This is a genomic window from Halogranum gelatinilyticum (assembly GCF_900103715.1).
Classification (GTDB): Archaea; Halobacteriota; Halobacteria; order Halobacteriales; family Haloferacaceae; genus Halogranum; species Halogranum gelatinilyticum.
The window spans coordinates 1,103,436-1,127,971 of sequence record NZ_FNHL01000001.1 but is presented as its reverse complement, the minus strand read 5'-3'; the positions used below and the strand labels follow the sequence as shown (position 1 = coordinate 1,127,971).

Annotated in this window: 29 protein-coding genes, 2 tRNA genes and 1 other RNA gene; 15 read left to right on the top strand and 17 right to left on the bottom strand. The window is 66.3% G+C overall.

Annotated features, from left to right (window positions below; translation table 11 throughout):
• The first annotated feature begins 143 nt into the window (after positions 1-143).
• Positions 144-902 (top strand): cytochrome c oxidase subunit II, encoded by a 759-nt coding sequence (gene coxB / locus BLR57_RS05820; protein WP_089695035.1) that lies wholly within the window; start codon positions 144-146, stop codon positions 900-902.
• Between the two features lie 74 nt (positions 903-976).
• On the opposite strand, the gene BLR57_RS05815 is transcribed toward coxB, so the two are convergent.
• The 3 genes from BLR57_RS05815 to BLR57_RS05805 are packed head-to-tail and all read right to left on the bottom strand — an operon-like array spanning position 977 to position 2,775.
• Positions 977-1,789, bottom strand: coding sequence for a biotin--[acetyl-CoA-carboxylase] ligase (locus BLR57_RS05815; protein WP_089695033.1), 813 nt, complete (start codon positions 1,787-1,789; stop codon positions 977-979).
• A gap of 60 nt (positions 1,790-1,849) precedes the next feature.
• Positions 1,850-2,281, bottom strand: a complete 432-nt coding sequence (locus BLR57_RS05810) for an FAD synthase family protein (protein ID WP_089695558.1) — start codon at positions 2,279-2,281, stop codon at positions 1,850-1,852.
• A 5-nt stretch (positions 2,282-2,286) separates the two neighbouring features.
• Positions 2,287-2,775 (bottom strand): Mov34/MPN/PAD-1 family protein, encoded by a 489-nt coding sequence (locus BLR57_RS05805; RefSeq protein WP_089695032.1) that lies wholly within the window; start codon positions 2,773-2,775, stop codon positions 2,287-2,289.
• Between the two features lie 92 nt (positions 2,776-2,867).
• Between BLR57_RS05805 and BLR57_RS05800 the strand changes: the two genes are divergently transcribed.
• Entirely contained in the window at positions 2,868-4,769 is a 1,902-nt protein-coding gene (locus BLR57_RS05800; RefSeq protein ID WP_089695031.1) for a Hef-associated nuclease, read from the top strand.
• On the opposite strand, the gene BLR57_RS05795 is transcribed toward BLR57_RS05800, so the two are convergent.
• Both BLR57_RS05795 and BLR57_RS05790 read right to left on the bottom strand, forming a co-directional pair.
• Positions 4,766-6,487 carry a phospholipase D-like domain-containing protein gene (locus tag BLR57_RS05795; RefSeq protein ID WP_244509906.1) on the bottom strand — a complete coding sequence of 574 codons (1,722 nt, stop codon included), beginning with the start codon at positions 6,485-6,487 and terminating at the stop codon, positions 4,766-4,768. The two genes, BLR57_RS05800 and BLR57_RS05795, sit on opposite strands and share 4 nt — an antisense overlap.
• A gap of 96 nt (positions 6,488-6,583) precedes the next feature.
• Positions 6,584-7,852 carry a HEAT repeat domain-containing protein gene (locus BLR57_RS05790; RefSeq protein ID WP_089695029.1) on the bottom strand — a complete coding sequence of 423 codons (1,269 nt, stop codon included), beginning with the start codon at positions 7,850-7,852 and terminating at the stop codon, positions 6,584-6,586.
• A gap of 292 nt (positions 7,853-8,144) precedes the next feature.
• Between BLR57_RS05790 and BLR57_RS05785 the strand changes: the two genes are divergently transcribed.
• On the top strand, positions 8,145-8,933 hold the full coding sequence (locus BLR57_RS05785) for a carbon-nitrogen hydrolase family protein (RefSeq protein ID WP_089695027.1): 789 nt from the start codon (positions 8,145-8,147) through the stop codon (positions 8,931-8,933).
• A 192-nt stretch (positions 8,934-9,125) separates the two neighbouring features.
• Entirely contained in the window at positions 9,126-9,674 is a 549-nt protein-coding gene (gene dpsA / locus BLR57_RS05780) for a DNA starvation/stationary phase protection protein DpsA (RefSeq protein ID WP_089695025.1), read from the top strand.
• A 62-nt stretch (positions 9,675-9,736) separates the two neighbouring features.
• Here the strand turns inward: dpsA and BLR57_RS19285 are convergent, their stop codons facing one another.
• Both BLR57_RS19285 and BLR57_RS05775 read right to left on the bottom strand, forming a co-directional pair.
• On the bottom strand, positions 9,737-9,904 hold the full coding sequence (locus BLR57_RS19285) for a hypothetical protein (RefSeq protein WP_170830567.1): 168 nt from the start codon (positions 9,902-9,904) through the stop codon (positions 9,737-9,739).
• A gap of 55 nt (positions 9,905-9,959) precedes the next feature.
• On the bottom strand, positions 9,960-10,670 hold the full coding sequence (locus BLR57_RS05775; RefSeq protein ID WP_089695023.1) for a DUF7504 family protein: 711 nt from the start codon (positions 10,668-10,670) through the stop codon (positions 9,960-9,962).
• 126 nt (positions 10,671-10,796) lie between these two features.
• On the opposite strand from BLR57_RS05775, the gene BLR57_RS05770 reads away from it, so the two are divergent.
• The 3 genes from BLR57_RS05770 to BLR57_RS05760 all read left to right on the top strand — a co-directional run bounded on the left by BLR57_RS05770 (position 10,797) and on the right by BLR57_RS05760 (position 13,288).
• Entirely contained in the window at positions 10,797-11,876 is a 1,080-nt protein-coding gene (locus BLR57_RS05770; RefSeq protein WP_089695021.1) for an NADH:flavin oxidoreductase/NADH oxidase, read from the top strand.
• A gap of 45 nt (positions 11,877-11,921) precedes the next feature.
• On the top strand, positions 11,922-12,659 hold the full coding sequence (locus BLR57_RS05765) for a DUF7547 family protein (protein ID WP_089695019.1): 738 nt from the start codon (positions 11,922-11,924) through the stop codon (positions 12,657-12,659).
• A gap of 212 nt (positions 12,660-12,871) precedes the next feature.
• The gene (locus tag BLR57_RS05760; RefSeq protein WP_089695017.1) at positions 12,872-13,288 is read left to right on the top strand and encodes a winged helix-turn-helix transcriptional regulator; all 417 of its coding nucleotides are present in this window, start codon (positions 12,872-12,874) and stop codon (positions 13,286-13,288) included.
• 67 nt (positions 13,289-13,355) lie between these two features.
• Here BLR57_RS05760 and BLR57_RS05755 read toward each other — a convergent pair whose 3' ends face one another.
• Together BLR57_RS05755 and BLR57_RS05750 are read right to left on the bottom strand one after the other, a co-directional pair.
• On the bottom strand, positions 13,356-13,727 hold the full coding sequence (locus BLR57_RS05755) for an OB-fold domain-containing protein (protein ID WP_089695015.1): 372 nt from the start codon (positions 13,725-13,727) through the stop codon (positions 13,356-13,358).
• The gene (locus tag BLR57_RS05750; RefSeq protein WP_089695013.1) at positions 13,727-14,878 is read right to left on the bottom strand and encodes a thiolase family protein; all 1,152 of its coding nucleotides are present in this window, start codon (positions 14,876-14,878) and stop codon (positions 13,727-13,729) included. Before BLR57_RS05750 ends, BLR57_RS05755 begins: the two co-directional genes overlap by 1 nt.
• A gap of 227 nt (positions 14,879-15,105) precedes the next feature.
• Between BLR57_RS05750 and BLR57_RS05745 the strand changes: the two genes are divergently transcribed.
• A complete protein-coding gene (locus BLR57_RS05745; protein ID WP_089695011.1) occupies positions 15,106-15,525 on the top strand; it encodes a DUF7548 family protein in 420 nt (139 codons plus the stop codon).
• A 74-nt stretch (positions 15,526-15,599) separates the two neighbouring features.
• An RNA gene (gene ffs, locus BLR57_RS05740) (signal recognition particle sRNA) lies at positions 15,600-15,914 on the top strand.
• A gap of 148 nt (positions 15,915-16,062) precedes the next feature.
• On the opposite strand, the gene BLR57_RS05735 is transcribed toward ffs, so the two are convergent.
• Positions 16,063-17,559, bottom strand: coding sequence for an ATPase domain-containing protein (locus BLR57_RS05735; RefSeq protein WP_089695009.1), 1,497 nt, complete (start codon positions 17,557-17,559; stop codon positions 16,063-16,065).
• Positions 17,560-17,640: 81 nt separating this feature from the next.
• Here BLR57_RS05735 and BLR57_RS05730 point away from each other — a divergent pair, with 81 nt between their 5' ends.
• Entirely contained in the window at positions 17,641-17,919 is a 279-nt protein-coding gene (locus BLR57_RS05730) for a DUF7111 family protein (RefSeq protein ID WP_089695007.1), read from the top strand.
• 9 nt (positions 17,920-17,928) lie between these two features.
• Here the strand turns inward: BLR57_RS05730 and BLR57_RS05725 are convergent, their stop codons facing one another.
• Positions 17,929-18,606 (bottom strand): protein sorting system archaetidylserine synthase, encoded by a 678-nt coding sequence (locus BLR57_RS05725; RefSeq protein ID WP_089695005.1) that lies wholly within the window; start codon positions 18,604-18,606, stop codon positions 17,929-17,931.
• 105 nt (positions 18,607-18,711) lie between these two features.
• Here BLR57_RS05725 and BLR57_RS05720 point away from each other — a divergent pair, with 105 nt between their 5' ends.
• Positions 18,712-19,128, top strand: a complete 417-nt coding sequence (locus BLR57_RS05720; protein WP_089695004.1) for a cupredoxin domain-containing protein — start codon at positions 18,712-18,714, stop codon at positions 19,126-19,128.
• A gap of 69 nt (positions 19,129-19,197) precedes the next feature.
• Here the strand turns inward: BLR57_RS05720 and BLR57_RS05715 are convergent, their stop codons facing one another.
• Genes BLR57_RS05715 through BLR57_RS05700 form a run of 4 tightly spaced genes read right to left on the bottom strand, consistent with a single transcriptional unit; the run spans position 19,198 to position 21,717 of the window.
• Positions 19,198-19,842, bottom strand: a complete 645-nt coding sequence (locus tag BLR57_RS05715) for a 30S ribosomal protein S3ae (protein WP_089695003.1) — start codon at positions 19,840-19,842, stop codon at positions 19,198-19,200.
• A complete protein-coding gene (locus BLR57_RS05710) occupies positions 19,835-20,068 on the bottom strand; it encodes a KEOPS complex subunit Pcc1 (RefSeq protein ID WP_089695001.1) in 234 nt (77 codons plus the stop codon). Before BLR57_RS05710 ends, BLR57_RS05715 begins: the two co-directional genes overlap by 8 nt.
• A complete protein-coding gene (locus BLR57_RS05705) occupies positions 20,065-21,246 on the bottom strand; it encodes an exonuclease RecJ (protein WP_089694999.1) in 1,182 nt (393 codons plus the stop codon). Before BLR57_RS05705 ends, BLR57_RS05710 begins: the two co-directional genes overlap by 4 nt.
• 6 nt (positions 21,247-21,252) lie before the next feature.
• Positions 21,253-21,717 (bottom strand): 30S ribosomal protein S15, encoded by a 465-nt coding sequence (locus BLR57_RS05700; RefSeq protein WP_089694997.1) that lies wholly within the window; start codon positions 21,715-21,717, stop codon positions 21,253-21,255.
• A 221-nt stretch (positions 21,718-21,938) separates the two neighbouring features.
• On the opposite strand from BLR57_RS05700, the gene BLR57_RS05695 reads away from it, so the two are divergent.
• Positions 21,939-22,010: transfer RNA gene (locus BLR57_RS05695), tRNA-Ala, on the top strand.
• Positions 22,011-22,390: 380 nt separating this feature from the next.
• On the opposite strand, the gene BLR57_RS19595 is transcribed toward BLR57_RS05695, so the two are convergent.
• Both BLR57_RS19595 and eif1A read right to left on the bottom strand, forming a co-directional pair.
• On the bottom strand, positions 22,391-22,780 hold the full coding sequence (locus BLR57_RS19595; protein WP_211603154.1) for an SHOCT domain-containing protein: 390 nt from the start codon (positions 22,778-22,780) through the stop codon (positions 22,391-22,393).
• Positions 22,781-22,867: 87 nt separating this feature from the next.
• Entirely contained in the window at positions 22,868-23,155 is a 288-nt protein-coding gene (eif1A, locus tag BLR57_RS05685) for a translation initiation factor eIF-1A (RefSeq protein WP_089694995.1), read from the bottom strand.
• 231 nt (positions 23,156-23,386) lie between these two features.
• Between eif1A and BLR57_RS05680 the strand changes: the two genes are divergently transcribed.
• From BLR57_RS05680 to BLR57_RS05670, 3 genes are all read left to right on the top strand, one after another.
• A tRNA-Ala gene (locus BLR57_RS05680) sits at positions 23,387-23,458 on the top strand.
• A 464-nt stretch (positions 23,459-23,922) separates the two neighbouring features.
• Positions 23,923-24,120, top strand: a complete 198-nt coding sequence (locus BLR57_RS05675; RefSeq protein WP_089694992.1) for a heavy-metal-associated domain-containing protein — start codon at positions 23,923-23,925, stop codon at positions 24,118-24,120.
• A gap of 55 nt (positions 24,121-24,175) precedes the next feature.
• Positions 24,176-24,532: an SHOCT domain-containing protein gene (locus BLR57_RS05670; protein WP_089694990.1), complete on the top strand. Its 357-nt coding sequence runs from the start codon at positions 24,176-24,178 to the stop codon at positions 24,530-24,532.
• The last annotated feature ends 4 nt before the right edge of the window (positions 24,533-24,536 follow it).

The window sequence follows — 24,536 nt, the reverse complement described above, 5'->3', positions numbered from 1 at the left end:
CGCTTCGCCGTCGGCTGGCCACCGGCCACGCATCGACCGGCCGCTGGCTACCCACCAGTCGGGCGTTGGCCGGCCGCCGGTCGGTCGCACTGGGAACGCACAACAGTAGGTATTTACGCGTGTTCTCCTAAGCCCAGATTAGCATGAAAGGCAAGCGTCTCGCGCTCGTTTCGCTCCTCTCGGCGGCGCTCCTCGCCTTCGCCGTCGAGCCGGTCGCGGCGCAGTCGACGTCGATCGATCTCATCGACAACCTGAACGAGAAGCTGCTGTTGGTCGGGGTCCCGATCGCCATCCTGGTGGAGGCGATCCTCATCTACACGGTCTTCAAGTTCAAGGACAACGACAAGGCCCAGCCGACCCGAGAGAACCGGCGGCTGGAGATCACCTGGACCATCGCGACGGCCATCATCCTGCTGTTCGTCGGTGCCGCCTCCTACGGCGTGCTCGCGAACGAGGACATCACCTACACGGCCGACGACCCCGTCGCCCCGGAGAACGACGACGTCGTCGTGCAGGCCGACGCCTTCCAGTGGGGCTGGAACATGAGCTACCCCCAGCACGGCTTCTCGAACGGTAACGAGATCGTCATCCCGGCCGACCAGGACGTCTACTTTGTGATAACGTCACAAGACGTGTTGCACGGCTTTGCCGTCCCCGAACTCGGGCTGAAGCAGGACGCCATCCCCGGCCAGGAGAACGTCATCCGGACGGTCCCGACCGAACCGGGTACCTACCAGGGCTACTGTACTGAGTACTGCGGTGTCGCGCACTCGCAGATGTACTTCACCGTCGAAGTGCTGCCGCAGGACGAGTACGACCAGTGGGTCCAAGACCAGACCAGTTCCGACAACTCCTCGGCCAGCCTCGACTCCCCCGACGAGCTGACCGCGCTCGCGAACTAACGTCGCCTCTCTTCCGTTTTCTCGACCGCCGAGCGGTAGCCGTCTCCTTCCCGTTCGCTTCTCGCTCCGACAACTCACTCCCGGCGCAGCTGCCGACACTCGCCCTCTGTTACTTCGATTCGCTCTTCACCGGTGTCGACGACGAGCGCGCCCGTCTCGGTCACGTCGCGTGCGACACCCTCGACGACGGCCTGCCCGCGGCGGTGGACGACGACCCGCTGGCCGAGCGTCACGCTTCGCTCGCGCCAGTCGTCGAGGAGGTGACTGAATCCGTCGGCCGTTTCGACCTGCGCGCACCGTTCGCGAAGCCCCTCATTCAGCCGGACCACGACGGTCTCGCGGTCGACGTCGCCGCCGGTCTCGGCTCGGAGTGCGGTGGCCGGGCGGTCGAGATTCAGGTCCGCGGGGTCGACGTTGGCGTTGATGCCGATGCCGAGGGTGACGTAGTCGAGTCCGGGTTCGCCGCCCGGAAAGACCTCGTCGACCGGCTTGCCCGCGACGGGGACGCCGTCGTGGACGGACTCGGTGAGGATGCCCGCGATCTTCTTCCCACCCACCAGCACGTCGTTCGGCCACTTGAGTTCGGCATTGACGCCGAACGAGGAGACGACGTCGGCGACGGCGACGCCCGCGGCGAAGGTGAGTCGGCCGACGTGGTCTGCGTCGAAGTCCGGTCGGAGGAGGGTGCTCGTCCAGACGCCGCCGGAGGGTGCCGACCACGCCGAGCCGGTGCGGCCGCGGGCGGCGGTGAGTTCGTCGGCGACGACCGTCGTACCGTGCGGGGCGTCGTCGCGGGCGAGCCGTCTGATTCGGTCGGTGGTGTTGGGGATGCGGCCGTGGACCTCGACGGGGACGCCGAGTCTGTCCGTGAGCCTGTCGGTGTCCATCGAGTCCGAAGAGACAGCCGCGGCTCTAAGAGATGGTGGTCGGAGCGGATAGCCGGCCCGTTACTCGCCGCGCTCTTCGAGAATCCGGTCGACGATGCGGCCTGTCGACAGCAGTTCGCCCTCGTACTTCGGCTCGCGAGCCGAGGCGCGTTCGACGGCGCAGTCGATGCCCCGCGACGCCAGTGCCTCCCGAATCCCGTCGGCGTCGTGGTGCTGGTCGTAGCCGAGCATGATGACGTCCGGCTGGATCTCCTCGATGGGGACGAAGATGTCCTCGGGATGGCCGAGATGGGCCTCGTCGACGCAGTCGAGCGCGGCCACCATGTCGCGGCGTTGGCGGTCGGGGAGGATCGGTTTGGCCTTGTGCGTCACGTTGCCGCGGCGGGCGATGATGACGTGGAGTTCGTCGCCGCGCTCGGCGGCGTCGGTCAGATAGTGGACGTGGCCCGGATGGAGCAGGTCGAAGGTCCCTTGTGCGATGACGGTGGTCATGTTCGTCATTTGTCGGATAGCTCGCTGTCGATGTCTTCCTGGGTGAAGTCGAAGAACGATTCGGGGTCCGCGAGGTCGACGTTCAACACGTCGAGTTTGCGCTCGTTGCCCTCGCGGTCGAAGGCTCGCCAGTCGCTCGTGCGGTAGGGGAAGCCGACGATGATGTGGACGTCGCCGGAGCCGAAGGTGGCGAGGTCGGCGTCGCTGGGTTTGAGGACGCCGTTGGGGTGCGAGTGGATGGAGCCGACCGCCCGCATATCGTTGGGAATCATACTGGAGTTGACGGTGGCACTGACGGGGTTCGACTCCGTTCCAGGGATGATGAGCACGTCGGTGACGACGGTGCCGTCACGGTCCAGGCCGAGGTCGCGGGCGTCCTCGCCGCGGAGAAGTCCCATATACTCGTCGGGGTGGGTCTCCTCGGAGGCTTCGAGGGCGAAGTCGAGCGTGTCGGCCGCGATGCCGATGATCTCGCCCGACCGGAACAGTCGCATGGCCGAAAGTCCGGTTCGTCGCCATCTAAGGGTTGCGGAAGGGGGCGAGCCAGTATGGAAAGCTTAACCCCGAACCCCCGTCTAAACCGCCCATGAACAGCGAGACAGCCGGGGATTCCGGCACCGGGTCAGATTCGCGACCCACCGTCTACGACCTCGCACCTGATTGTACCGTCGAGGACGTCGAAGTCGGCGCGCGCTACCACGCCGTCGTCAACGGCGTCGTCGACTACGGCGTCTTCGTCGACATCTCGGATACGGTTTCGGGCCTCGTCCACGAGTCGAACCTCGACCGCGACTACGACGTCGGCGACCGCCTCATCGTCGAGTTGGAGAACGTCCGCGAGAACGGCGACATCGCCTTCACGGCCGCCGATCCCGAGGACTACCAGACCGAAGTCGTCGACCACGAGCCCGAACGGACGGCCGTCGAGGCGCTCCAGACCGGAGCCGACGTCCACATCGAGGGCACCATCGTCCAGATCAAACAGACCGGTGGCCCGACCATCTTCCACCTCAGCGACGAGACCGGCATCGTCGCCTGCGCCGCCTTCGAGGAGGCGGGCGTCCGCGCCCACCCCGACGTCGAACTCGACGACCTCGTCCGCATCGGCGGCACCGTCGAGACCCACGATGGCGCGACGCAGATCGAAGTCGCCTCCCTGACCAAACTCACGGGTGAGCAGGCCGAGGATGCGGCCGAACGTCGCGACGCCGCCCTCGACGACCGCGCCGAACCGAACGACGTCGACCCGCTCGTCGAGTGGCCCGCCTTCGACAAGCTCCGCGACGACCTCGCGGACGTCGCCCGACTGCTCCGCCGGACGGTCCTCGAAGGCCGCCCGATTCGCGTCCGTCACCACGCCGACGGTGACGGAATGTGCGCCTCCCTCCCGGTGCAGCTCGCACTGGAGAAGTTCATCGCGGAGGTCCACGCCGACCCCGACGCGCCGCGACATCTCTTCAAGCGGCTCCCCTCGAAGGCCCCGTTCTACGAGATGGAGGACGTCACGCGCGACCTGAACTTCGCGCTGGAGGGACAGGCCCGCCACGGCCAGAAGCTCCCGTTCCTGCTCATGCTGGACAACGGGTCCACTGAAGAGGACGTCCCGGCGTACCAGAACCTCGCGCACTACGATATGCCCATCGCCGTGGTCGACCACCACCACCCCGACCCGGAGGCGGTCAACCATCTCCTCGATGCGCACGTCAACCCCTACCTCCACGACGAGGACTATCGCATCACTACCGGGATGATGTGTGTCGAACTCGCGCGGATGATCGACCCCGACGTGACCGACGAACTCCGTCACGTTCCCGCCGTCGCCGGTCTCTCGGACCGCTCGAAGGCCGAGGTCATGGGCGAGTTCGTCGACCTCGCGGAGGCCGAGGGTTACGACCGTGACCGCCTGCTCGACATCGGCGAGGCACTCGACTACGCCGCCCACTGGCTGCGCTACTCGGACGGCCAGTCGTTCGTCAACGACGTGCTCAACGTCGACTGCGACGACGAGGAGCGCCACCGCGAACTCGTCGAGTTCCTCTCGGAGCGCGCCGAGCGCGACGTCGAGCGACAGCTGGAAGCCGTCGACTCCCACGTCGACCACGAGACCCTCGACAGCGGGGCACATCTCTACACGGTCGACCTCGACAACTTCGCCCACCGCTTCACCTACCCGGCACCCGGCAAGACGACCGGTGAACTCCACGACACCAAGGTCAAAGAGACGGGCGAACCCGTCATCACCATCGGCTACGGGCCGGACTTCGCCGTCCTCCGTTCCGATGGCGTCCGCCTCGACATCCCGCAGATGGTCGCCGAACTCAACGAGGAAGTCGTCGGCGGCGGCGTCAACGGCGGCGGCCACCTCGTCGTCGGCTCCATCAAGTTCGTGAAGGGGATGCGCGAGGAGGTCATCGACAGCCTCGTCGACAAGATGGCCGACGCCGACCTCGACGAAGAGCTGTCGAGCACGCCCGCACTCGACGACTAAGGCTCACGCTCGAACTCCAGTTTCCGTTTTGCGACGACCGCGACGAAGACCACCGAGAGCACCGCGGCCGCGACGAGACCGAGCGGGACGGCGTCGTCGCCGGTGAGGCTGCCTTGGTCGCCCACGCCACCGCCGTCTCCTGCCGACGCACGCCAGTCGGCCGCGAAGACGTCGCCGTAGTAGCTGGCCGGTTCCGTCCCGTCGAGGACGACAGCCACCTCGCGGTTCTCGCGGACCGAGTTGTTGTTCCAGTTGACGCTGCCGACGACGGCCGCGTCGTCGACGACCATCCCCTTGGCGTGGATCTTCTCGAACCGCCCGTCGGGAGTCACCAGACGCGCCTCCAGCGGATGGTCGCCCTCGTCGGCCCACGCGTTCAGCCAGTCGGCGAGTCGACGGTTGTCTTCTTCGACGTACCACGTCCCGGCGAGCAGGATGCGGACCTCGACGTCGCGCTCGGCCGCCCGCATCGCGGCGCGGAGGAACGGATGGGAGCGACTGCCGACGGTCGGCTGGACGACCCAGACGCGCTCCGTCGCGTTGTCGACGAGTCCGACCGTCGCCGACTCCGCGTTGCCCGGGGCGGTGACGAGCCGGACGCCGTCGGCGTCGACGGTCGCCGGGTCGAACTCGGTGGGATAGCTCGCGTCTGAAGCGTTCGTCTGGGTGAACGAGCGGCCGCGTCGGTAGTCGGACCACGTGGTAGCGTCGCGGCCGTCGGCGTCGGTACGAAAGACCTCTGCCAGCTCCACAGCCGTCGCCTGCGAGTCGACGCGGACGCCCCAGCCGCGGCTACTCCGACCGCCGACGCCGCTCGGTTTCCAGTTCTCCGTGAGCACGAGTGCGCGGCCGTCGACGACGGCGTACTTCGGGTGATGGTAGTCGTATCTGGCGTACTCGCCGCCGAGGACCGAGACCGGAACGCCGGCGCGGGTCAGCCGGTCGAGTGCCCTCGCCTGCCTCGTGGTCGTACCCCCGACCGGCGCGTCGTCGACGAGGACACGGACGCGGACGCCTCGCTCGGCCGCGGCGACGAGCGCGTCGGCGACGCGGGGCGAGGCGAAGGTGTATCCGGCGAGCAGGATGCGGTCGTCGGCCGCACGGAGCGTGTCGAGCGCGACATCGGGGGAGTCGGGGAGGACGAACGCCTCGGCGGTCGCGGAGCCGGTGGCGACCACTGTTCGCGGCTCCAGTCCGACCGGTCGCCAGCGCGGCGTGCGGTTCCACCGCCAGTCCTCGCCCTCGGGAGCCGTCTCGTAGCTCGCGCGGTCGACGACGGTCCCGTTCCGGCGGAGCGTGAGTTCCTCGCCGCCGTTGGCGAGGGCGAAGGATGACGGCGCGCTGACGGTGGTTCCGGCCGCGTCCACCGTGTCGTTCGCGAGCGCGTCCGGCGTGGCCGTGACGACGACGTGGCCGGTGGTGTTCGTCGGGAGCGAGACGGTCGCCTCACCGTCGCTCAGCGTCCAGTTGCCGCCGCGGGCAACCATGATAGAAACGTACTCGCCGCGGTCGCCGTCGGCGACGGGGTTGGCGAGGAAGCCGGTGATGCGGCTCCCGTCGGCGGTACGGTCGTCGCTGACGCTGATGTTGGACGCAGCGTAGTCGACGACGGGGTCGGCGTGGAGAGCGTCGCTGCTCGCTGCCGTGCCGACGGGGGCGACACAGGCGAGAGAGGCGAGACAGAGGACGACGAGACACGCAGCCGTGTGGAGCCTCACGGGGGTCGGTGGCCGCGTCCTGTGTGATAAACGCTCGGCTCGGGAGGGTTGCGGACGGGCTGGAAGCGGGTGACGGGAGCGAAAACTGCGGGTCGCTTACGCGGTCTGGGAGATGCCGAGTGCTTCGCGGGCCTTCTCGGCCTCGCTCTGGACGAGGTAGGAGCGGTCGTCGACGTGTTCGGCGGCCGCTTCGAGGGCGACCTGCGTGCCGATCTGTCGGAGTGCCCACGCCGCGCTGGAGCGGACGGAGTCGCTCTCGTCGTCGCGGAGGGTGTCGATGAGTGGTTCGACGGCACGGGTGTCGCCGAGGAGACCGAGCGCGCGGGCCGCGTAGGGCCGGACGTTGTCGTTCTCCATGACGAGCTTGTCCGCGAGCGGCTGGGTCGCGCGCTCGTCGCCGATCTCGCCGAGTGCCTTGAACGTCACCTTCTGGAGCTGCGGGTCCTTGTCGGTGTCGACGTACTCGATGAGCGTCTCGACGGCGTCTTCGGCGCGCATCTTGCCGAGTGCCTTGATCGAGGGCTTGTCACGCTTCTGGGCGCGCTGGTGCATGGCCTCGAAGGCCGCCTGGTCGTTGAGACGGGTGAGCGACTCGATGCAGTGACGCTCCATGAAGTCCGACTGGAGGTTGTCGAGCGCGAGCAGAATCATCTCGACGTTACCCTCCTCTTCCCAGCCTTTGACTGCCGCCCACTCCGGCGGATAGTCCTTGTAATGGCCGAGGACGTCGTAGAAGCCCTGCGCTTCGAGCTTCTCGCGCGTCTCGAGGTCGTCCCACTCCTGGGCGGCTTCGAGGTCAGATTCGAGACTGTCGGCGGCCTCGACGAGCGCGGCGATGGTTTCGGCGTCCTCGTCGGCGTCGAGACCGGCCGAGCCGACGACGTCCGCGGCGTCGGCGAGCGCGGCCGACAGCTCTTCGGCGTCCTCGCCGTCGACGGAGACGTCGGCGTCGAGCGTCTCGTTCACCGAGGCGACGAACGACTCGACGGCCTCGACGATCTCGCCCTCGCCGCGGTCGGTCCAGCGGGTGTCCTCGATCTTCGTCTTGGCCTCGTCGATGGCCGCGACGACGTCTTCGGCGTAGGGACCGCGCTTGGCTTCGAGCTCCTCACGGAGCGTCGCCAGCGAGTCTGCAAGCTCTTCGCTCGGGTCCTCCTCGTCGTCGTCTGCCGGTTCGGGCAGGTCGGCGGCTTCGAGTTTGGACTCGATGTCGTCGAGCGTGCTCTCTACCTCGTCGAGGGCCGCTTCCGTCTCGGCGGCCTCGAGTTCCTCTTCGACGGCCGACAGCCCGTCCTGTAGGCTCTCGACCGAGATCTCCTCTTCCGGGGCGCCCGAGTCGTCGGACGCGTCGTCCCCGTCACTCATATGTCGGAAGTCGGTGCGACGATGAAAAGAGCGTTTCCCTTTGGGGACCGTCGGCGGTCCGCGTTTGAAACGGGCGACCGCTCCCTACCCGGAGGGGAAACCATGACGAAACCCACCCCGTTTGCGGACGCCCACCGGTCACGTACAGTAGTCGACCGGTACGGTAACATATGTCATGGAAGTATATCTGTCTGACGTATATCTTCTATTTGACACGTCTCTGCGCGCCGGTGTGTCCCGCGATGACAGCGCGTCCCGAGCCGTTATTGGGCAGTGCGTCCGACGGACGACCATGCCGACCGTCGCCGTCCCCCAACTCAGCGTCGAGGACCTCGCCGTCGAGACGAACCTCCGTGCCGTCGTCGAGCGGGTCGACGCGCTCGCCGACGAGGTCGACGTCGCGCTCTTCCCCGAGTACGCCCTGACAGGCTTCGTCGCCGACAACAGACTCACGACTGTCGCACTCGGCCGCCACGGACCCGAACTGGACCGACTCCGGACGGTCGCCGCCGACGCCGACTGCGCACTCGTCGTTGGCTTTGTCGAACGCGACGGCGAGCAGTTGTACAACACGACAGCGTACGTCCCCCGCGACGGCGACAGCGAGCCGACCTTCTACCGTAAGCGTCACCGCTGGGGCGGCGAACGCGACGTCGTCAGGGCGGGCGACGAGCGCGTCGTGGTGGAGACACCGGTCGGGAAGACCGGACTACTGACCTGCTATGACCTGAACTTCGTCGCCGAGAGCGCGGCGTTCGCTCGCGACCGCGTCGACGCGCTGTTCGTCGTCGGCGCGTGGCCCGCAGCCCACAGCGAGAACTGGCGGCTGCTCCTGCGTGCGCGAGCACTCGACGGCGTCCGCTGGGTCGTCGGCGCGGGACGGACCGGCCGACGCGACCTCCCCGACGCGCCGTCGACGCAGTACGCGGGCCGGTCGGCCGTCGTCCGTCCGGACGGGATGGTCGCGGCCGCACTCAACCGCGACGAGCGTGACCTCGTGGCGACACTCGACCCCGACGTGTTGGCCGAACAGCGGGCGTTCATTCCCGTCTTCGACGAGCCGTCGACCGGCGACGAGTGAGACCCTCCATATCGCCCACTCGAAGACAACGGTGGGACAGTTGTCACGGCCGTCGTGTCTTGTGTGACCACGCCACAAACTGATAGCAGTCGGGGAGTATCTTCCCACACGAGAACATTTCTTCAGGAGAACCAAACTTCGGTTTTCTTCGAGTGAAGATTTATGTGGCTCGCGCGCCAATTACCGACTGCAATGAGTACCCAGAAGAACGTCCAGCGACAGGCAGGGAGCGTCGAAGCGAGTCCCGCACTCCGACTCGAGCAGGAGAAGGTCGAGCAGATCGTCGACGCGCTCCAGTCGGACCTCGCGGCGACCTACGTCCTCTACCACCAGCTGAAGAAGCACCACTGGAACGTCGAGGGTGCGGAGTTCCGCGACATCCACGTCTTCCTCGGCGAGGCTGCCGGGGCGGCCGAAGAAGCGGCCGACGAACTCGCCGAGCGCGTCCAGGCACTCGGTGGCGTCCCCATCGCGGGCGGCAAGAACCTCGAAGAAGCCGCACCCGTCGCCCCCGAGGACGACGATGTCTACGACATCCGGACGTCACTCGAGAACGACATGGAGATGTACGGCGACATCATCGAACAGGTCCGCGGCCACGTCGATCTGACGACGAACCTCGGCGACCACGCGACGGCCGAGATGCTCCGCCAGCAGCTCATCGAGATCGAAGAGAACGCCCACCACATCGAGCACTATCTCGAAGACGACACGCTCGTGTTGGATTCGGCGACCAACTGAGACCGACCGCTCTGCTCGTTCTCCGTTCTTCCCTTCTCGCGTTTCCACGTCGCTCGACGCGGCTACCGTTCGAGGTCGACCACGAGGTCGGTCGCGATCCAGCCGTCTGTGTTGCCTTCTTCGGTGAAAACCAGTCGCTCGGGTGAACTCCGGTGTGCGGAGACCGTCGTCTGTGGCTCCGGTGGCTCGGCCGGGAAGTCGGGCTCTTCGGAGCCGTCGGTGGCTGCCATGGTCGGTCTTAGGCGAGCCTAAAGACAAATAGGTTGTGGATGGCCGAAACCGCTCTCAGAGGGGGAGCCAGTCGCTCTCGAAGGACTCGTCGCGGAGAATCCAGCGGTGTTCGGGACGGCCGTCCGACAGTCGGAGTTCGATGACCGCGTCGAACAGCGGTGCGAGTTCGTCGACAGCGGGGTCGTCCCGCGCGACCGGGAGATGGTAGTGTGCCATCCCGGAGTCCGCGCGGACTCGGTTGCCGATGGCGCGGAGAAAGCGGAGGACGGCAGGCGTGTCGTGTGTCGAGAGCAGAGGTGTGAGCGAGTCGAAACACAGCCGGAGTTCGCCGGTCGCGAACGGACCCCCGTCGCGCTCGAAGCCGGAGAGTTCCTGTTCGATCGCCCACGCCAACGTTCCCAGCTGTTCGCTGTCGACGGTGCGGTGCTCGATCTCCTCCCGCTGGGTCGACGACGGAAGCTCCGTCGGCGTCGCCGCCGACGGCTGCTGTACCCCAGCCGCGCCCCGTGTCGGCGTCTCCCGGGTGACGACGCGCGTCGTTCCGTGAGTGACCGGCCCACTGCCGATGGTCGTGTCCGTGTGGGCCGCGTCGGTGAAGACGAACAGCCGACGACGTGACTCGCCGACGCCGTCGCCGAGGAACCGCCGAGCTGCCGCTTTGCGGACCGTTTCGGCGGCCGACCCGACGACGAGGAGGTTGCTCCCTCGTTGCTTCAGTGCCGAGAGCGACCGGCTGAACGTCAGGTCGTCGACTGGCGTCTCCATTCTTTTCATACGTATTCTCGATTGGATATTAAGTGTTGTGGACCGGTACAAGGTCTGCGGCGGGGATACCACGTCCAGCGTGCCGCTGTCGCCAGGGGTTTCATCCGTCGTCTCCAACGGTGGGTGATGACACCGTCGCTGTTCACGCCCCTCTCGTTGCGTGAGACGACTGCTCGAAACCGTGTGATGGTCTCGCCGATGTGCCAGTATTCGACTGGTGACGGCGTCGCGACCGACTGGCATCAGGTCCACCTCGGGAGCCGCGCCGTCGGCGGGGCCGGCGTCGTGATGACCGAGGCGACCGCGGTCGAACCACGCGGCCGTATCACCCCGCACGACCTCGGCATCTGGAGCCAAGAGCACGCCGACGCGCTCGCACCGATCACGGAGTTCATCCGGTCGCAGGGGAGCGTTCCGGCCATCCAGCTCGCTCACGCCGGGCGAAAGGCTTCGAAGACCCGGCCGTGGGACGGGAGCGAACCCCTCCAGCCCGACGAGGGCGGCTGGGAGACGGTCGCCCCCTCGGCGGAGCCGTATCCCTACGACGACGAGCCGCCGCAACAGCGCGCGATGACGGCCGAGGACATCGACGACGTGACCGACTCGTTCGTCACGGCCGCGAAGCGCGCCCGCGAGGCGGGCTTCGAGATCGCCGAGGTCCACGCCGCCCACGGCTATCTCCTCCACGAGTTCCTCTCGCCCGTGACGAACGACCGCGACGACGAGTACGGCGGCAGCTTCGAGAACCGCACGCGACTCGTTCGGGAGATCACGGCCGCAGTCCGCGCGGTCTGGCCCGACGACAAGCCCGTCTTCGTCCGCATCTCCGCGACCGACTGGCTCCCCGACCGCGAGTCGTGGGACATCGACCAGTCGGTCCGACTGGCCCCGTTGCTCGCAGAGGCGGGCGCGGATCTCGTCGACGTCAGCGCGGGCGGTATCCATCCCGACCAGGAGATCCCGAACGCCGGGCCAGGCTACCAGATTCCCTACGCCGAGACCATCAAGGAGAACACGGACCTGGCCGTCGGCGCGGTCGGTGGCATCACCACCGGCGAACAGGCCGACCAACTGATTCGCAACGAGCGTGCCGACCTCGCGATCGTCGGCCGCGAACATCTCCGTGACCCCTACTTCGCGCTCCACGCGGCTCACGAACTCGGCGTCGACGTCGACGTCCCGGCGCAGTACCGCCGCGGGTTCTGACGCTCGCGACCAACGCTTTTCACCGTCCCGCGCCAACCCCGAGGTATGAGCTCCCGCCGCGACGACGACCTCGTCGACCTCTTGGACGACCTCGAATACACCCTCTCGGACCTCCGCGAGGAACTCCAGCAACGGCCCGAGGCCCGCCGACAGCTCCGTCCACCGAGTCCGGGTGAGATCCTCCGCTTCACCGACGAGTACACCATTCCGACCGTCATCTCGATTCTGGAGGCCAACATCCGCGCGCTCGAACTGCTCCAGAAACTGCTGCGGCTCGCCAACCCGGAGGGCAGCGCGCGCGAGGCGACGAACACGGCCCGTCGCGGGGTTCGCGGCGTCCGCAACGTTCGAGACGACGCCGTCGACGGTCTCGACCGCGCGCTCTCGGAACTCCAGCGGGCACTCTCTGAGGCCGACCTCCCGAGCGACCCCGAGTCCCGCGACATCGTCGAGGACGCCCGCAGCCTGACCGACGAGATCGAGCGTCGTATCGAGGAGAGTCGGTCGGGACGCTCGCGTTCGCGGAGTCGGTCTCGCTCCCGCGACCGTTCGCGAGATTACGCACAGTCGGCGTCGCGTCGACGCTCACAGGGTGACGGTGGCCGGAGCCGCAGCGGTCCCGTCGAGATCGCCGTCGACGAGGAGTCGGACGACGGCCACGAGGTCGACGACTCGCCCACGTCGCCCGCGAGCGAGGACGACAGCGACGAGACGGAAGTCAACGTCGAGGCCGAGTTACAGTCCATCAAGGACGACCTCGACGAGGACGCTGACGACCGCTAACAGCAGCAACAACTAGTTCTGGTGGGCTGGCTGCAGGAGCACTGGACGCATCCACAGTCGGTACAGCAACAGGCCGCGTCGGAGTCTTCGGACATTGCACTCAGAGGGTGGGCTGGAGAACGCTTATAATTGGCAGTTTGCTTAGGTATCTGTAGTATCTCCGGAGAAACCACCCGGCTGGGTTTACGAACGACGAGTGCCTACAGTCGGTAATGACCGCCGACGAGGCTCCGGGCAGCAACGGAGCGGATGCAGACGACTGGCAGCGCGTGTGGCACACGCTCCACGACACGCTCGGCAACAAGTGGGCACTCCACGTCCTCCGGCTGCTCGCCGAGCACGACGCGGGCTTCAACGAGATGAAGCGCGAACTCGACGGCGTCACGGCGAAGACCCTCTCCGCGCGACTCCGAGAACTCCGCTGTCGGGGCTTCGTCGCGCGTCACGTCGAGGCGACGACGCCGCCGTCGACACGGTACACGCTCACCGACGCAGGCCGACGGTTCGTGGCGACGCTCCGCGAGTTGGAGACACAGGTCGGCGTCGTCGACTGCGGCGAGTGTGGGGTCGAGGAGTGTGCAGTCGTCGCACGCGAGAAGCCCGAGGCTGTCGTCGGTGGGTGCTGTTGAAGAAGGGTGATTCGGGTCGTTTCGTTATTCGAACAGTTCGAACCGTACCGCGCAGACGAGACTGCGCTCAGACCGGTTCAAACCGATACCCGTCCCACTCCTGACTCTCCGGCTCGCGGATGCCCGCACCGGGTTCGCGGAGTTCCTCGCAGTAGACCGGCGTAACTTCGTCGCCGATATCGACCTCGTCGGTCGTGACCTGTCCGAGCGCGCGGACGGGTTCGCCCTCGACGTCGAACTCGACGATAGCCAGCGTGTTCGGCTGGCGGACGCCCGGCGGCGTCGCCGTCGACGTGGTCCACGTGATGACCGTCGCGGTGTACTCGCTGAGGTCGACGGTCCCGACCGGCTCGTCGCCGTTCGGACCGATGGGGTGGCCGGGGTAGGTGATGCTGCCGTCGGAGTAGCGTGCTGCTTCCATGGGTGGGTTGTCGCTCATCAGTTGCCCTCCAGAATGGTGGTCGTGACACAGTTCCCGAAGCCGCCGACGTTACACGCGAGGCCGACGTCCGCCTCGACCTGTCGCGGGCCCGCCTCGCCGACGACCTGCTTGTAGATCTCGTACACCTGCGCGACGCCCGACGCGCCGAGGGGGTGACCCTTCGATTTGAGGCCACCGGAGGTGTTGATGGGGAGCTCGCCGTCGCGGTCGGTGACGCCCTCCTCGACGGCCTTCCAGCCTTCTCCTTTCTCGAAGAAGCCGAGGTCCTCCGACTGGAGGAATTCGAGAATGGTGAACATATCGTGGAGTTCCGCCACGTCGACATCCTCCGGCCCGAGGTCGGCCATGTCGTAGGCAATCTCGCTGGAGTTGACGACGCCGCCCATCGTCGTCGGGTCCGAGCGCTCGTGGACGACGTGGGTGTCGGTCGCGCCGCCGATGCCGCTGACGACGGCGTAGTTGTCCGTATACTCGCGAGCGACGGACTCGGGGCAGAAGAGCAGTGCCGCGCTGCCGTCCGTGATGGGACAGAAGTCGTAGAGCCGCAGCGGGTCGGCCACGATGGGCGAGTCCAGAACAGTATCCAAATCGACCTCCTTCTGGAACTGCGCGTGGGGGTTGTCCACGCCGTTCTTGTGGTTCTTGACGGCGACCTTGCCGAGACTTTCGCGCGGGGCGTCGTAGGTGTCGAGATAGAGTCGCGCGGTGAGTCCGGCGAAGCTCGGCAGTGTCACGCCCTGTTTGTACTCGACTGGGTGTGTCAGCGAGGCGATGACGTCTGTGGCCTCCGCCGTCGTCCGGTGTGTCATCTTCTCGCCGCCGACGAGGAGCGTCATCTCGCTCGCGCCGCTGGCGACCGACTGCCAGGCGGCGTAGGCACCAGCACCGCCCGACGAGGACGTCTGGTCGATACGTGCGGTGTAGGCGGGGAGTGCCGCGAGGTCGTGGGCGAGGGCGTTCGGGACGCCCGTCTGCCCCTCGAACTCGCCGCTCGCCATGTTCGAGACGTAAAGATGCTCGACCGCGTCGGGTGAGACACCCGCGTCGTCGAGACACGCCTGTCCAGCCTCCGCGAGCAGTTCACGGATCCACGCGTCGCGTTGCCCGAACTGGGTCATCGACGCGCCAATGATTGCTACGCGTTCCATACGGGAGGCGCGCAACGGAGTGATTTACAGTTTTCCCCTCCGGCGGCCGGATTTGGGCGACCGTCGGTCGGTCGTCGGCGTCTGCCGGCCGTCGACTGCCAGCGGACATTACCGGCCACTACCGACCACTACCGGCCGTCACCGGCCGCCATCTGCCGCCGAACGGCCGTCACCCGTCGCCGGAGCTGTCTCACATCTTTTATCTCCGAGCCGTCCGGAGGTCGCGTATGGAGTTGGAAGACGTCGCACCGACGGTCGGAGTCGTCGCCTGCGCCGCGCTACTCGTCACGCTCGGAGTGCCATACGTCGCCGTCAGCGAACCGGGGACCGTCCTCAGTGAGTACTACGCCTCGGGCGCGGTCGGCGTCGGCGGCGTGGCCTTCCTCGCCGTCCTGACCGTCGTCGTCTTTCTCTCGGGGACGCGCGGGACTGCCGACCCCGCACTCGTCTCCGGTATCGCGCTCGTCCTCGGCGTCGTCACGCTGGCACTGGCGGCCCTCTGGGCACTCGCCGTCGACGAGACGCTGCTGTTCAACCTCCCGGCGTCGGCCGCGTGGATGACGAGCCACCGCTGGGTCGTCGTCGCCGTCGCCGCGGTCGTCCCGATCAGTGCCGCTGGGTACGCGCGTGGCGTCCTCCGAGGCTGAGACCGCCGCACTGCCGTCTCGCGATTTTTCCGCCGACAAGTCGAAAGGCCCTTATGACACGGTCGGGTAGAGTAGAGTGGACTAGGTCGGGCAGTTAGGCCCTGCTCATTTCCCGCGATAGAGTCTTTAGCGGGGACCGAACGCCGAGGGCGTCCGGTCAGACCGGCGTGGACCTCGGGAGCCAACGTAGAAACCTCGTCCTTCGGGGACAGCGGCTCGGCGAAACACGTCCGCAGGGACGTCGACTCGCCGTTGATCGGTGGCACTGGGTCAGGCGCGGAAGCGAGCAGCCCACCGCCGGACGTGCGTCGCTCGCAGGATCGCGGGGTGGAGGAGGCAACCGAGATTACCCGCGTTCGGAACACCGGGCAATCTCGGCCCGTCCCCATTCATACTTCATCTACACTCGCCAGCAACGGCTGTGGGGTCTCGCGTTCCGTGAAAGTGAGATTGTGTTCTTCAGCCGCGGACGTGCAGTGGTCGGTTGCGATACCCAGTCAGTCGCAGACGTACAATGATCGGCTGCGACACACCCTGTCAGTCGCAGACGTACGGATTCTCTCGCGTCTGTGGCGGGTTCTGCACGCGGAGGTAGGGCGGTTCGTCGATATACTCGACGAGCGACGTGCTGCCGACGAAGCCGCAGGGTGACTTCTGGAGCGTGACGTACTGGAGACCGTCGTCGCGAATCCACGTCGAGAGCACCTGGTCTGCGGCGTCGACGTAGAACGCGCCGACGGCGTCGGAGACGACGTCCGGATTGACGACGTGAATCAGCATCTCCTCGTCGTCGACGAGCTGTGCCTCCTGCGCGTAGCGGACCGTTCGCGACCCTTCGACGCCGAGCGCGTGGACGAGTCCGTCGGTGCCGACGAGCGAGAACATCGAGCGGTCGGTCCGCGTCTGGAGTTCGGCGAGCGCGTCGGTGACGGCCTCTGCGGTGTGGTCCGGCGTGAGCACGTTCTCATACTCGCGGTTCCACGTGCCGACGAGGTCGACGACGAACAGGCGGTCCTCGGCGAGCAGCGTCTCCACCTCGAGACCGTAGCCGTCCAGGAGCTGCTGGACGCGGGACTCCCGCAAGCTGACTGTCGGGACCAGGGTGATGGCGTAGTCGGACTCGATGGCGAAGTGGAGCAGCTGGGCGAACAGCGCGCTGAGGTTGACACGGCCGTCCTGTTCGATGAGCACCCCAGTGCCCTGGACGAGACCGCCGCCAGCGAGGTTGTCGAGGCCCTCGATACCGATGGGCTGGTGGTGGTGGTCTTTGAGTGCCGGTGGCTGCGACCGGCGGGCGGGTCCCGCACGGAGGCCGTCGGCCGTCACTTCGACCTCGAAAGTGCGGCGGTCGTGGTCGACGCCGCGGAGCTTCCGCACTTCGAGGAAGCGGTGGGTGTCCTCGGCGACGGTCTGCCGAGTGAGTTCGAGCACGCCGTGGGTGACGAACCGGAGGACTTCGGTCATCGACCCTTCGCCCGGCGTGCGGGCTTCGGCGGTGAACACCGTCGTCGCCTCGAACTGGTCGGTGAAAAACCGGATGAGGTCGATGATCGTCCGTCGGTAGCGTTCCTCGTCGTCCGTGATGGCAGCGAGTCCGGAGATGCTGTCGAAGACGACCCGGTCGGCAGGGCCGAACTGCTGGAGATGCTGCTGGATGTACTCGCCCGTGAAGGGGGCGTCGAAGCCCATCGAGGTCGGTTCGCCGTCGGCACCGAGCGTCTGGAGGACGAGTTCCTCGTCGCCTTCCAGCGTCCGTCCCGGAGCGGCGTGGACCGACGCGAAGGTCAGATTCTCGTGGTCGAGATCGAAGTTGAACTGCTGAAACGACTCGCGGAGTTCGCTCAGCGTCTGTTCGGTACTGATAAAGAGACAGTCGTCGCCGTCGTCGAGGCCGGCCTGTAGAAACTGCATCCCGAGGGTCGTCTTGCCGGTCCCGGCGTCGCCAGTGACCAGCGTCGCTCGGCGTGCCGGAAAGCCTCCACCGAGCATCTGGTCGAGAACTGCGTCTCCCGTCGCTGAGACTTGTGCCGTCATCTGTCAGGAACATCTCCACGGTCTTATATAAATCTGGACCTAACCGATAGTTTCGACTGCCTCGGACCCCAACCGCCGGATATGTCCGATCTGTCGGAAACCACTGCCGAGGGCATCACCGCCCGCTACTACGAGACGGACGACGAACGCGTCCTCGAGTTCAGCCGCGAGGGACGGACGGCGGCCGTCGCCCAGAACGTCGACGGCTACGCCATGCTGAAGGTACGGCCCACCGTCGACGGCGACGAGTTGGAGCGATACTACGGCTTCGACATGGCACTCGACCACGCCGCGGAACTGCTCGGCGTCGGCGTCCACGACCTGCCGGTTCCCGAGGACGCCGCCGACATGGGGATGTAAGCCGGGCCGTCAGGTCCCGCGCCAGTAGAACCGCGGGCCGAGAAAGAGATAGCCAAGTGCGAGAAAGAGCAGTCCGAACGCGAACACTTCTCCCGCGTAGCCCGACAGCAGGATGGCGAGCGCTTGCACTGCGCCCATCACGAGCGCGTCCTGCCAGTGGAGGTCGGGATAGTTGACCGTCACCACCATCATCACGGACAGAATCCCCACCAGTGGAACGAGAAAGATCGGCTCGGTGAATCCGGCGAGGACGCCGGCCGAGAGGATGGTCGCTGCGAGCGTCGTCGGCACCCCCTCCGTGGAGTCGGACTTGCTGTCGTAGGCCGTATAGAGACCGAGTCGCGTGACGCCCATCCCGACGAACAGTGCGCAGAGAACGGCACTCCCCCAGAGTCGGAGGGGGTCGAAGCCCCACGTCTCGCGGACGACGCTGACGACGAGGAACGCGGGGGCGACGCTGAAGGAGGCGACGTCGGCCAGCGAGTCGAGATACGGTCCCGCCTCCGAGCCGCCGAACTGTCGGGCGATGACGCCGTCGAGACCGTCGGCGATGGCACCGAGGAGGATGAGCCGAGCCGCCAGCGTCGGGTCGATTGCGGCGGCGACGGTAGCCAGAAAGCCGAGTGCCGCGTTGCTGACGGTGACGTAATCGGCAAGCCCGAACCGACCGACGAACCGCGGCTTCATGTCTCGGGAGTCGGCGAGGACCGTTTTACGTGTTTATATCCGGAGCCTCCGAGATTCGACTGACGAACCACGCCGCATTTATCGGTCGAACCCCGAACGTCGAGTATGCAACGCAGGGCGTTTCTCGCGAGCGTCGGCACGGCCGGACTGGCCGCCGTCGCGGGCTGTGCGGGCGTCAGTGGGTCGCAGGGCGACATCCTGATGCGTGCGTCGGCGTTCGACCCGTACGAGTACACCGTCAGCGTCGGCGACACGGTCACCTGGTATAACGCGAGTACCCGCGGCCACACCGTGACGGCCTACGAGAACGCGATTCCCGACGCGGCCGACTACTTCGCGACCGGCGGCTACGAGAACGAACAGGCGGCTCGCGAGGCGTTCCGACAGGAGGGCTTCGCCGGGGGGCAGATCAGCAGCGGCGAGAGCTACAGCCACACCTTCGAGGTCCCCGGCCGCTACGAGTACGTCTGCATCCCCCACGAACAGGGCGGGATGGTCGGGCGGATTATCGTCGAAGAGTGAGAACTGAAGCGGAGCGCGTAGCGACTCACGCGGACGAATAAACGGAGAATCGGAACCGCGACTGCGGTCTTACGCTTCGTCGACTGCGACTTCGTCGTCGTCGACGTCGACGGCGGCCTCTTCCTCGGCGGCGACCTCTTCCGGACGCGCTTCGAGCGAGAGCTTCTGGATCTCGACGCGGCGCAGCGGGTAGATGGTCTTTGCCTCGCCGTAGATGGCGGAGGAGAGACGGCCCTCGACGATGCTGTCGACGAGGTCCGCGAACGTGCGGTCGACGGCGGCGTCCTCGACGATCTGGGTCATGACCTTGCGGATGGCCTTCTCCTGGCTCTTGTCGGCCTTCTTCGTCGTGAAGGCGACCGGCTGGAGCTGGACGCGGTAGTCGTCCTTCGTCAGGACGGTGATGTTGGCGGCGACCTTCGAGGCACCGCGGCGGACGAGACTACGGAGGTAGTCACGGGTGAGTTCGTGCTGGACGAACTCGGTGTACGCCGAGTCGCTGCCGACGTCGGTGATCTTGAAGGTCAGCTTCGTGTTGTTGGCACCGGCGTCGCCGGTGAGTTCGCCGAGGGTGACCTGGATGGTCCGCCCGACGATCTGTTCTGTCTCGTCAGCGAAGGTCTCGCCGAGTTCCGCGCGGTCGAACTGCTCGGGCGCGAGAATGGAGTACCATCGCTTTCCCTTCTTCTGCTTGGATACGGATCGTTCACTCATGGTTGATGTGTCGTGTTGCGTTGTCTGCGACCGTCTCCGCGACGGTCAGGTTCACCACGTAGTCGTCGACCGTGGCCTGGAGGCCGCCGGTCGTCTCCCGCTCGACGACGGTGACGATGGAGTCTCCCTCCACCGTCGTCGTCATCGAGTCGGTGTTGTCGGGGGTCACTGCGTCGGCGATGCGGCGGGCGTCCTCGTGTGTCGTCTCGATTCGTGCCTGTCTCATCGCGCAAGCACCTCCCGAAGTGCCGTGATGAAGTCGGTTGTCTCTCTCTGCCCGTCGAACCGCGCTGCTCCGCGCGTGTCGGTGCCGTAGCCCGTCCCGTCGAGCGTCTCCGCAGCGTCGGCCATCGCGATACCGAGTGCTCGGTCCTCGACGCTCGCGGCGGCCGCGTGCGTCCGACCAGAGACGTCTTCGGCGACGACGAGTGCGACGGACTCCGGCGAACGGAAGTCCCGCAGCAGCCGTGCGACCGTCGGTAACGCTCGCGCCGACTCGGCGTCGGCGTCGACGCGAGCGACGAACACGCCCTCGTAGCGACCCGTGGTGGCCTCTCGGAGGAGGCGGTGGGCCGCGATGGCGTGGGCGCGCCAGGCGTCGAGTGCGGCAGTTCGCGCTGCCTCACCGTGGCCCAGTGCGAGTGCCACGCCGGTTCCGGGCTGTTCGTGCGCGACGGCTTCGAGCACGTCGGCGTAGCCGCCGACCGTCTCGAACGTCGCCTCGGGCGTCGCGTAGGGGCGGAGTGCCCGCTCGACTGCCTCGGCGGCACGGGGCGTCGCGCCCTCGGCCGTCGTGGCGTCGATGGCGACGACGGATGCGAGCCGACGGTGGGCCTCCTCGTCGAGTTCGGCGGGAAGGTCCATCTCGGCCAGCTCCGCTCTGACGCGCTCCACCTCGCCCGAACTGGGCGTGTGGACGAGCGTCGAGTGGGCGATACCGTCGCTGACGTCTGCGGTCGGGACGGCGAGTCCCGGTCGGCGTTCGACCGTCCCGCGACGTTCGGCCGCGTCGAGAATCGTGCCGCTGCCGTCGACTCCGATAGTCGATTCGGCGGCGACGACGCCCGCGAGGCCGAGTATCGGGTCCGGCTCGACGCCGAGTTCCCGCGCCACCTCGAAGGCGGTCACGCTCGCCGGCCGGCTCGCGCCAGCGACGGCGACGTCACCACCCGTGAACCCCACGACGACGGACAGACCGTCGGCGTCGGGGTCGAGTGTCGGGTTCGGGTTCGCTCGGACGTGGAACGGGGTTCCGACGCTCCGACAGGCGGCGGCGAGGATGCCACTCGCGGCCAGCGAGTCGCCGTCGGCTCGCGCGACGACCCGGACGAACGGGGCCTCGCGGAGTGCCGCGGCGACGTCGGCGGCGGGGGCGTCCTCGGCTGTGGAGCGCGCGGTCGACATGGGGGTCTATTCGAGGAGTTCGCGTGCGTTCTGGTACGTGTACCGGAAGTCCTCGTCGAGCTTGTCGCCGCGGTAGTAGTTGACCAGACGGCGGATCTTCGACTCGGTGTTCTGGAGGGCGCGCTTGTTCTGCGCGTCCTGACCGTTCTCTTCGACGTGCTCGCGCAGACGGATTGCGCGCTCCATCAGGTTGCGGAGGTCTTCCGGCAGCTCAGGGGCGGCATCGTTCTCTTCGAGGATCTCGGTGACCTTCTTGCCGGTCGCGAGCTTGACGTTCGGGACGGGCGTGCCCTTCACGCCTTCGTCGCGAAGCTTCAGGCCAATGACCGCGGGGTCGTGACCCTGCTCTGCCAGTTCGACGACGCGTGCTTCGACGTCTTCGGCGTCGACGTCGCTCCACTCGGGGGCTTCGTCTGCCACCGGCTTGTCCGAAGAGGACGAGCCACGGCGGCGGGTGTGCATTCGTGCCATTGTATTGAGTTGGAACGCACAGACCGCAGGATAGCGTGTCCGAGAGCCGCCAGTGACGGCTCTCGGGAGCACTACCGCAATCCCAAGCCCAAACGGGCGAGTCAGATTTGCGGCTGCGCTGTTCCCATCTATCTGTGCCCGACTCACGGATTAAACGGTTTCGACTTCTCGGGCAGCCAAACCGAAGCGTCCTTTAGGTACCGGGGGCTTGTCAACGACGAGGGCTCGTAGATCAGTGGTAGATCGTTCCCTTGGCAGGGGAAAGGCCCCGGGTTCAAATCCCGGCGAGTCCACTAGAATTCTGCCGACACAACACGACGAGCGATAGCGAGGTGTCTGTGTCGGCGAATTCGCCGACACGAGACGGGATTTGAATCAGGGAGCGAGAGGTGAGCAAGCGCAAGCGAGCGAACGGGAGCGACCGTGGTTCAAATCCCGGCGAGTCCACTTCACTTCGTTTCGCTGCGCTCAACTCGTTCAGTGGCCTCGCCTTACTCCCCCTCGCTCACTCCGTTCGCTCGCGGGAGTCCCGGCGAGTCCACCCACGTTTTCTCGACATTGCATGACGAGCGGTGCAAGGTCACTTACGACCTCGAAAGCGAACAGCGGAGCCGTGAGCGATAGCGAAGAGTCTGTGTCAGGAGACCCATCCGCGAGACGGAGATGCAGGGGTTTAGCTCCGACTCCGCTCCGCCTCTAACTCCTTCAGCGTATCCGGCGTCCCGACGAGTCGGTCCAGCCGGTCGTCGAACTCGTCGTCGTCGATCTCGCCCTCGGCGTAGCGGCGTTTCAGCGTTTCGAGGGGGTCTTCACCGGGGACCTCGGCGACGGGTTCGGGTTCGGACGCTTTCTCGGAGTCCGAGTCGTCGCGGAAGAGGCTCCAGAACGCCTCGTCGTCGTCGAAGAGGTCCAAGAAGGTCAGCCACGCGAGACCGTAGAAGATCCAGAACCAGAAGCTCGTCGCCGCGGAGGTGGTGACGAACGCCGCGACGCCGACGAGACCGAGGACGATGGCGATGACGTGCGCGAGTTTGGAGTCGAGGAGGGCTTGTGCGTCGACCATGCCCATAGATGACCGCTTCGGGTTATAAATCTGTCAACGCTGCGAGGCTGTCACGGGCGGGGTAAGAGAGCGAAAAGGAGCGACATCTCAGACGTTGATGTGACCTTCGCGGCGGAGCTGGTCGGCCTCGGACTTCTCGTAGCGCCAGGTGACGTCGGCTTTCTCGTCCTGCCAGTCCCACGGTTCGCAGAGGACGATGTCGTCTTCGCGGATCCAGATACGCTTCCGCATCCGGCCGGGGATGCGACCCATCCGCTCTTTCCCGTCGTTACAGCGGAGCGTGACGCGGCCGTGCCCCTGCATATTCGTGACGACCGCGAACAGTTCGTCGTCGTCGGGCATGCGAAGGTTCCGACGCCCAGATTCTTCGCTCATGGCTCACAGTCGTTTCTGAGGTAGTAAAATCGTTAGCATTCTCGGCTTTTCGGGGCTTTCGACCCGCTGAACGCGCACTCTGTGGTCGAAAATCGACGTGATACGGCGGCGTCCCCACCGACGCGCCGTCGGCTCGCAGTCCCGCGGTTTCGTGCGTGTGAGCGACTCGCTCGCCACTGCGGAAGTCGAAGCCCTTATTAATACATCCCAAGAAGACAGGAGTGCGTTCGAGGGCTCGTAGATCAGGGGTAGATCACTCCCTTGGCATGGGAGAGGCCCCGGGTTCAAATCCCGGCGAGTCCATCACGATTTTCGCGACGCTACACGACGAGCGGTGCGAGGTCGCATAGCGACCTCGAAAGCGAACGGCGAAGCCGTGAGCGATAGCGAGGAGTCTGCGTCGCGAATTCGCCGACACGAGGCGGGATTTGAAGTAGAGAAGTCGCAGCCCGCGCAGTCGAGCGTAGCGAGACGAGCAGGACCGTCTTCACGTAGTTCAAATCCCGGCGAGTCCATGATTCTCTGTCGCTCGCGACAGCGAGCGACTGCTATCAGTACACGAGACGGGTGCGCAGTACCGGCAACGGGTTCACCTCGCTACTCTCACGGAGAGACTTTGGTATCGCCATCTACACCACTCTTGAATCCGATGCCCTACCCCGTCATTGGGCACATAACTTTCCAGTAGTGCCGCTCTTCTCTCGACTCTACGGCTTTGGGTATGGTGGGGAAATAGGCAAAGTGTTCCCCGACGTACTTCTACCTGTATGTCGACCACCCTGAACATCGAAGGCATATCCGGTGGACACTGCAAGCGAACCGTCGCCGAGGCCACCGAGGACGTACCCGGTGTGACCACGGTATCCGTCGACCGGTCCGCAGGGACGGCAGCAATCGATGGTGACGCGGACGTCGCCGTCCTCGTGGCCGCCGTCGAAGACGCAGGGTACGAGGCATTCGCCTGACTGGACGTCCAGTACCTGAGCACTGCCGACAAACACACGTTTCCAATACCAGACCATGACACAGAACGAAACTCTCACCAGAACGCTCCTGCTCGTCGTCGCAGCCATCATCCTCCTCCCGATCCTCAGCATGGCATTCATGATGCCAATGATGGGGATGTGGGGCTGGGGCCACATGGCCGACACTGGGATGTGGGGCGTTGGCGGCGGGTCGTGGGTGTGGGTCATGATGTGGGTCATACCGCTGGTCCTCATCGGGGGACTCGGCTACCTGTTCTACCGGAGTCTGTCCGGGGTGGTCGACGAGTCAACTGACCCCGCGCTCGAAGAACTCCGAATCGCGTACGCTCGCGGCGACATCTCGGATGAAGAGTTCGAACGCCGCCGTCAACGGCTCGGCGAGTCGGAGTGACGCC

Bases quoted from the DNA above. Each gene is read 5' to 3' on its own strand.
- coxB (WP_089695035.1), top strand. From the start codon at position 144: ATGAAAGGCAAGCGTCTCGCGCTCGTTTCGCTCCTCTCGGCGGCGCTC.
- BLR57_RS05815 (WP_089695033.1), bottom strand. From the start codon at position 1,789: ATGGACACCGACAGGCTCACGGACAGACTCGGCGTCCCCGTCGAGGTC.
- BLR57_RS05810 (WP_089695558.1), bottom strand. From the start codon at position 2,281: ATGACCACCGTCATCGCACAAGGGACCTTCGACCTGCTCCATCCGGGC.
- BLR57_RS05805 (WP_089695032.1), bottom strand. From the start codon at position 2,775: ATGCGACTGTTCCGGTCGGGCGAGATCATCGGCATCGCGGCCGACACG.
- BLR57_RS05800 (WP_089695031.1), top strand. From the start codon at position 2,868: ATGAACAGCGAGACAGCCGGGGATTCCGGCACCGGGTCAGATTCGCGA.
- BLR57_RS05790 (WP_089695029.1), bottom strand. From the start codon at position 7,852: ATGAGTGACGGGGACGACGCGTCCGACGACTCGGGCGCCCCGGAAGAG.
- BLR57_RS05785 (WP_089695027.1), top strand. From the start codon at position 8,145: ATGCCGACCGTCGCCGTCCCCCAACTCAGCGTCGAGGACCTCGCCGTC.
- dpsA (WP_089695025.1), top strand. From the start codon at position 9,126: ATGAGTACCCAGAAGAACGTCCAGCGACAGGCAGGGAGCGTCGAAGCG.
- BLR57_RS19285 (WP_170830567.1), bottom strand. From the start codon at position 9,904: ATGGCAGCCACCGACGGCTCCGAAGAGCCCGACTTCCCGGCCGAGCCA.
- BLR57_RS05775 (WP_089695023.1), bottom strand. From the start codon at position 10,670: ATGGAGACGCCAGTCGACGACCTGACGTTCAGCCGGTCGCTCTCGGCA.
- BLR57_RS05770 (WP_089695021.1), top strand. From the start codon at position 10,797: ATGACACCGTCGCTGTTCACGCCCCTCTCGTTGCGTGAGACGACTGCT.
- BLR57_RS05765 (WP_089695019.1), top strand. From the start codon at position 11,922: ATGAGCTCCCGCCGCGACGACGACCTCGTCGACCTCTTGGACGACCTC.
- BLR57_RS05760 (WP_089695017.1), top strand. From the start codon at position 12,872: ATGACCGCCGACGAGGCTCCGGGCAGCAACGGAGCGGATGCAGACGAC.
- BLR57_RS05755 (WP_089695015.1), bottom strand. From the start codon at position 13,727: ATGAGCGACAACCCACCCATGGAAGCAGCACGCTACTCCGACGGCAGC.
- BLR57_RS05750 (WP_089695013.1), bottom strand. From the start codon at position 14,878: ATGGAACGCGTAGCAATCATTGGCGCGTCGATGACCCAGTTCGGGCAA.
- BLR57_RS05745 (WP_089695011.1), top strand. From the start codon at position 15,106: ATGGAGTTGGAAGACGTCGCACCGACGGTCGGAGTCGTCGCCTGCGCC.
- BLR57_RS05735 (WP_089695009.1), bottom strand. From the start codon at position 17,559: ATGACGGCACAAGTCTCAGCGACGGGAGACGCAGTTCTCGACCAGATG.
- BLR57_RS05730 (WP_089695007.1), top strand. From the start codon at position 17,641: ATGTCCGATCTGTCGGAAACCACTGCCGAGGGCATCACCGCCCGCTAC.
- BLR57_RS05725 (WP_089695005.1), bottom strand. From the start codon at position 18,606: ATGAAGCCGCGGTTCGTCGGTCGGTTCGGGCTTGCCGATTACGTCACC.
- BLR57_RS05720 (WP_089695004.1), top strand. From the start codon at position 18,712: ATGCAACGCAGGGCGTTTCTCGCGAGCGTCGGCACGGCCGGACTGGCC.
- BLR57_RS05715 (WP_089695003.1), bottom strand. From the start codon at position 19,842: ATGAGTGAACGATCCGTATCCAAGCAGAAGAAGGGAAAGCGATGGTAC.
- BLR57_RS05710 (WP_089695001.1), bottom strand. From the start codon at position 20,068: ATGAGACAGGCACGAATCGAGACGACACACGAGGACGCCCGCCGCATC.
- BLR57_RS05705 (WP_089694999.1), bottom strand. From the start codon at position 21,246: ATGTCGACCGCGCGCTCCACAGCCGAGGACGCCCCCGCCGCCGACGTC.
- BLR57_RS05700 (WP_089694997.1), bottom strand. From the start codon at position 21,717: ATGGCACGAATGCACACCCGCCGCCGTGGCTCGTCCTCTTCGGACAAG.
- BLR57_RS19595 (WP_211603154.1), bottom strand. From the start codon at position 22,780: ATGGTCGACGCACAAGCCCTCCTCGACTCCAAACTCGCGCACGTCATC.
- eif1A (WP_089694995.1), bottom strand. From the start codon at position 23,155: ATGAGCGAAGAATCTGGGCGTCGGAACCTTCGCATGCCCGACGACGAC.
- BLR57_RS05675 (WP_089694992.1), top strand. From the start codon at position 23,923: ATGTCGACCACCCTGAACATCGAAGGCATATCCGGTGGACACTGCAAG.
- BLR57_RS05670 (WP_089694990.1), top strand. From the start codon at position 24,176: ATGACACAGAACGAAACTCTCACCAGAACGCTCCTGCTCGTCGTCGCA.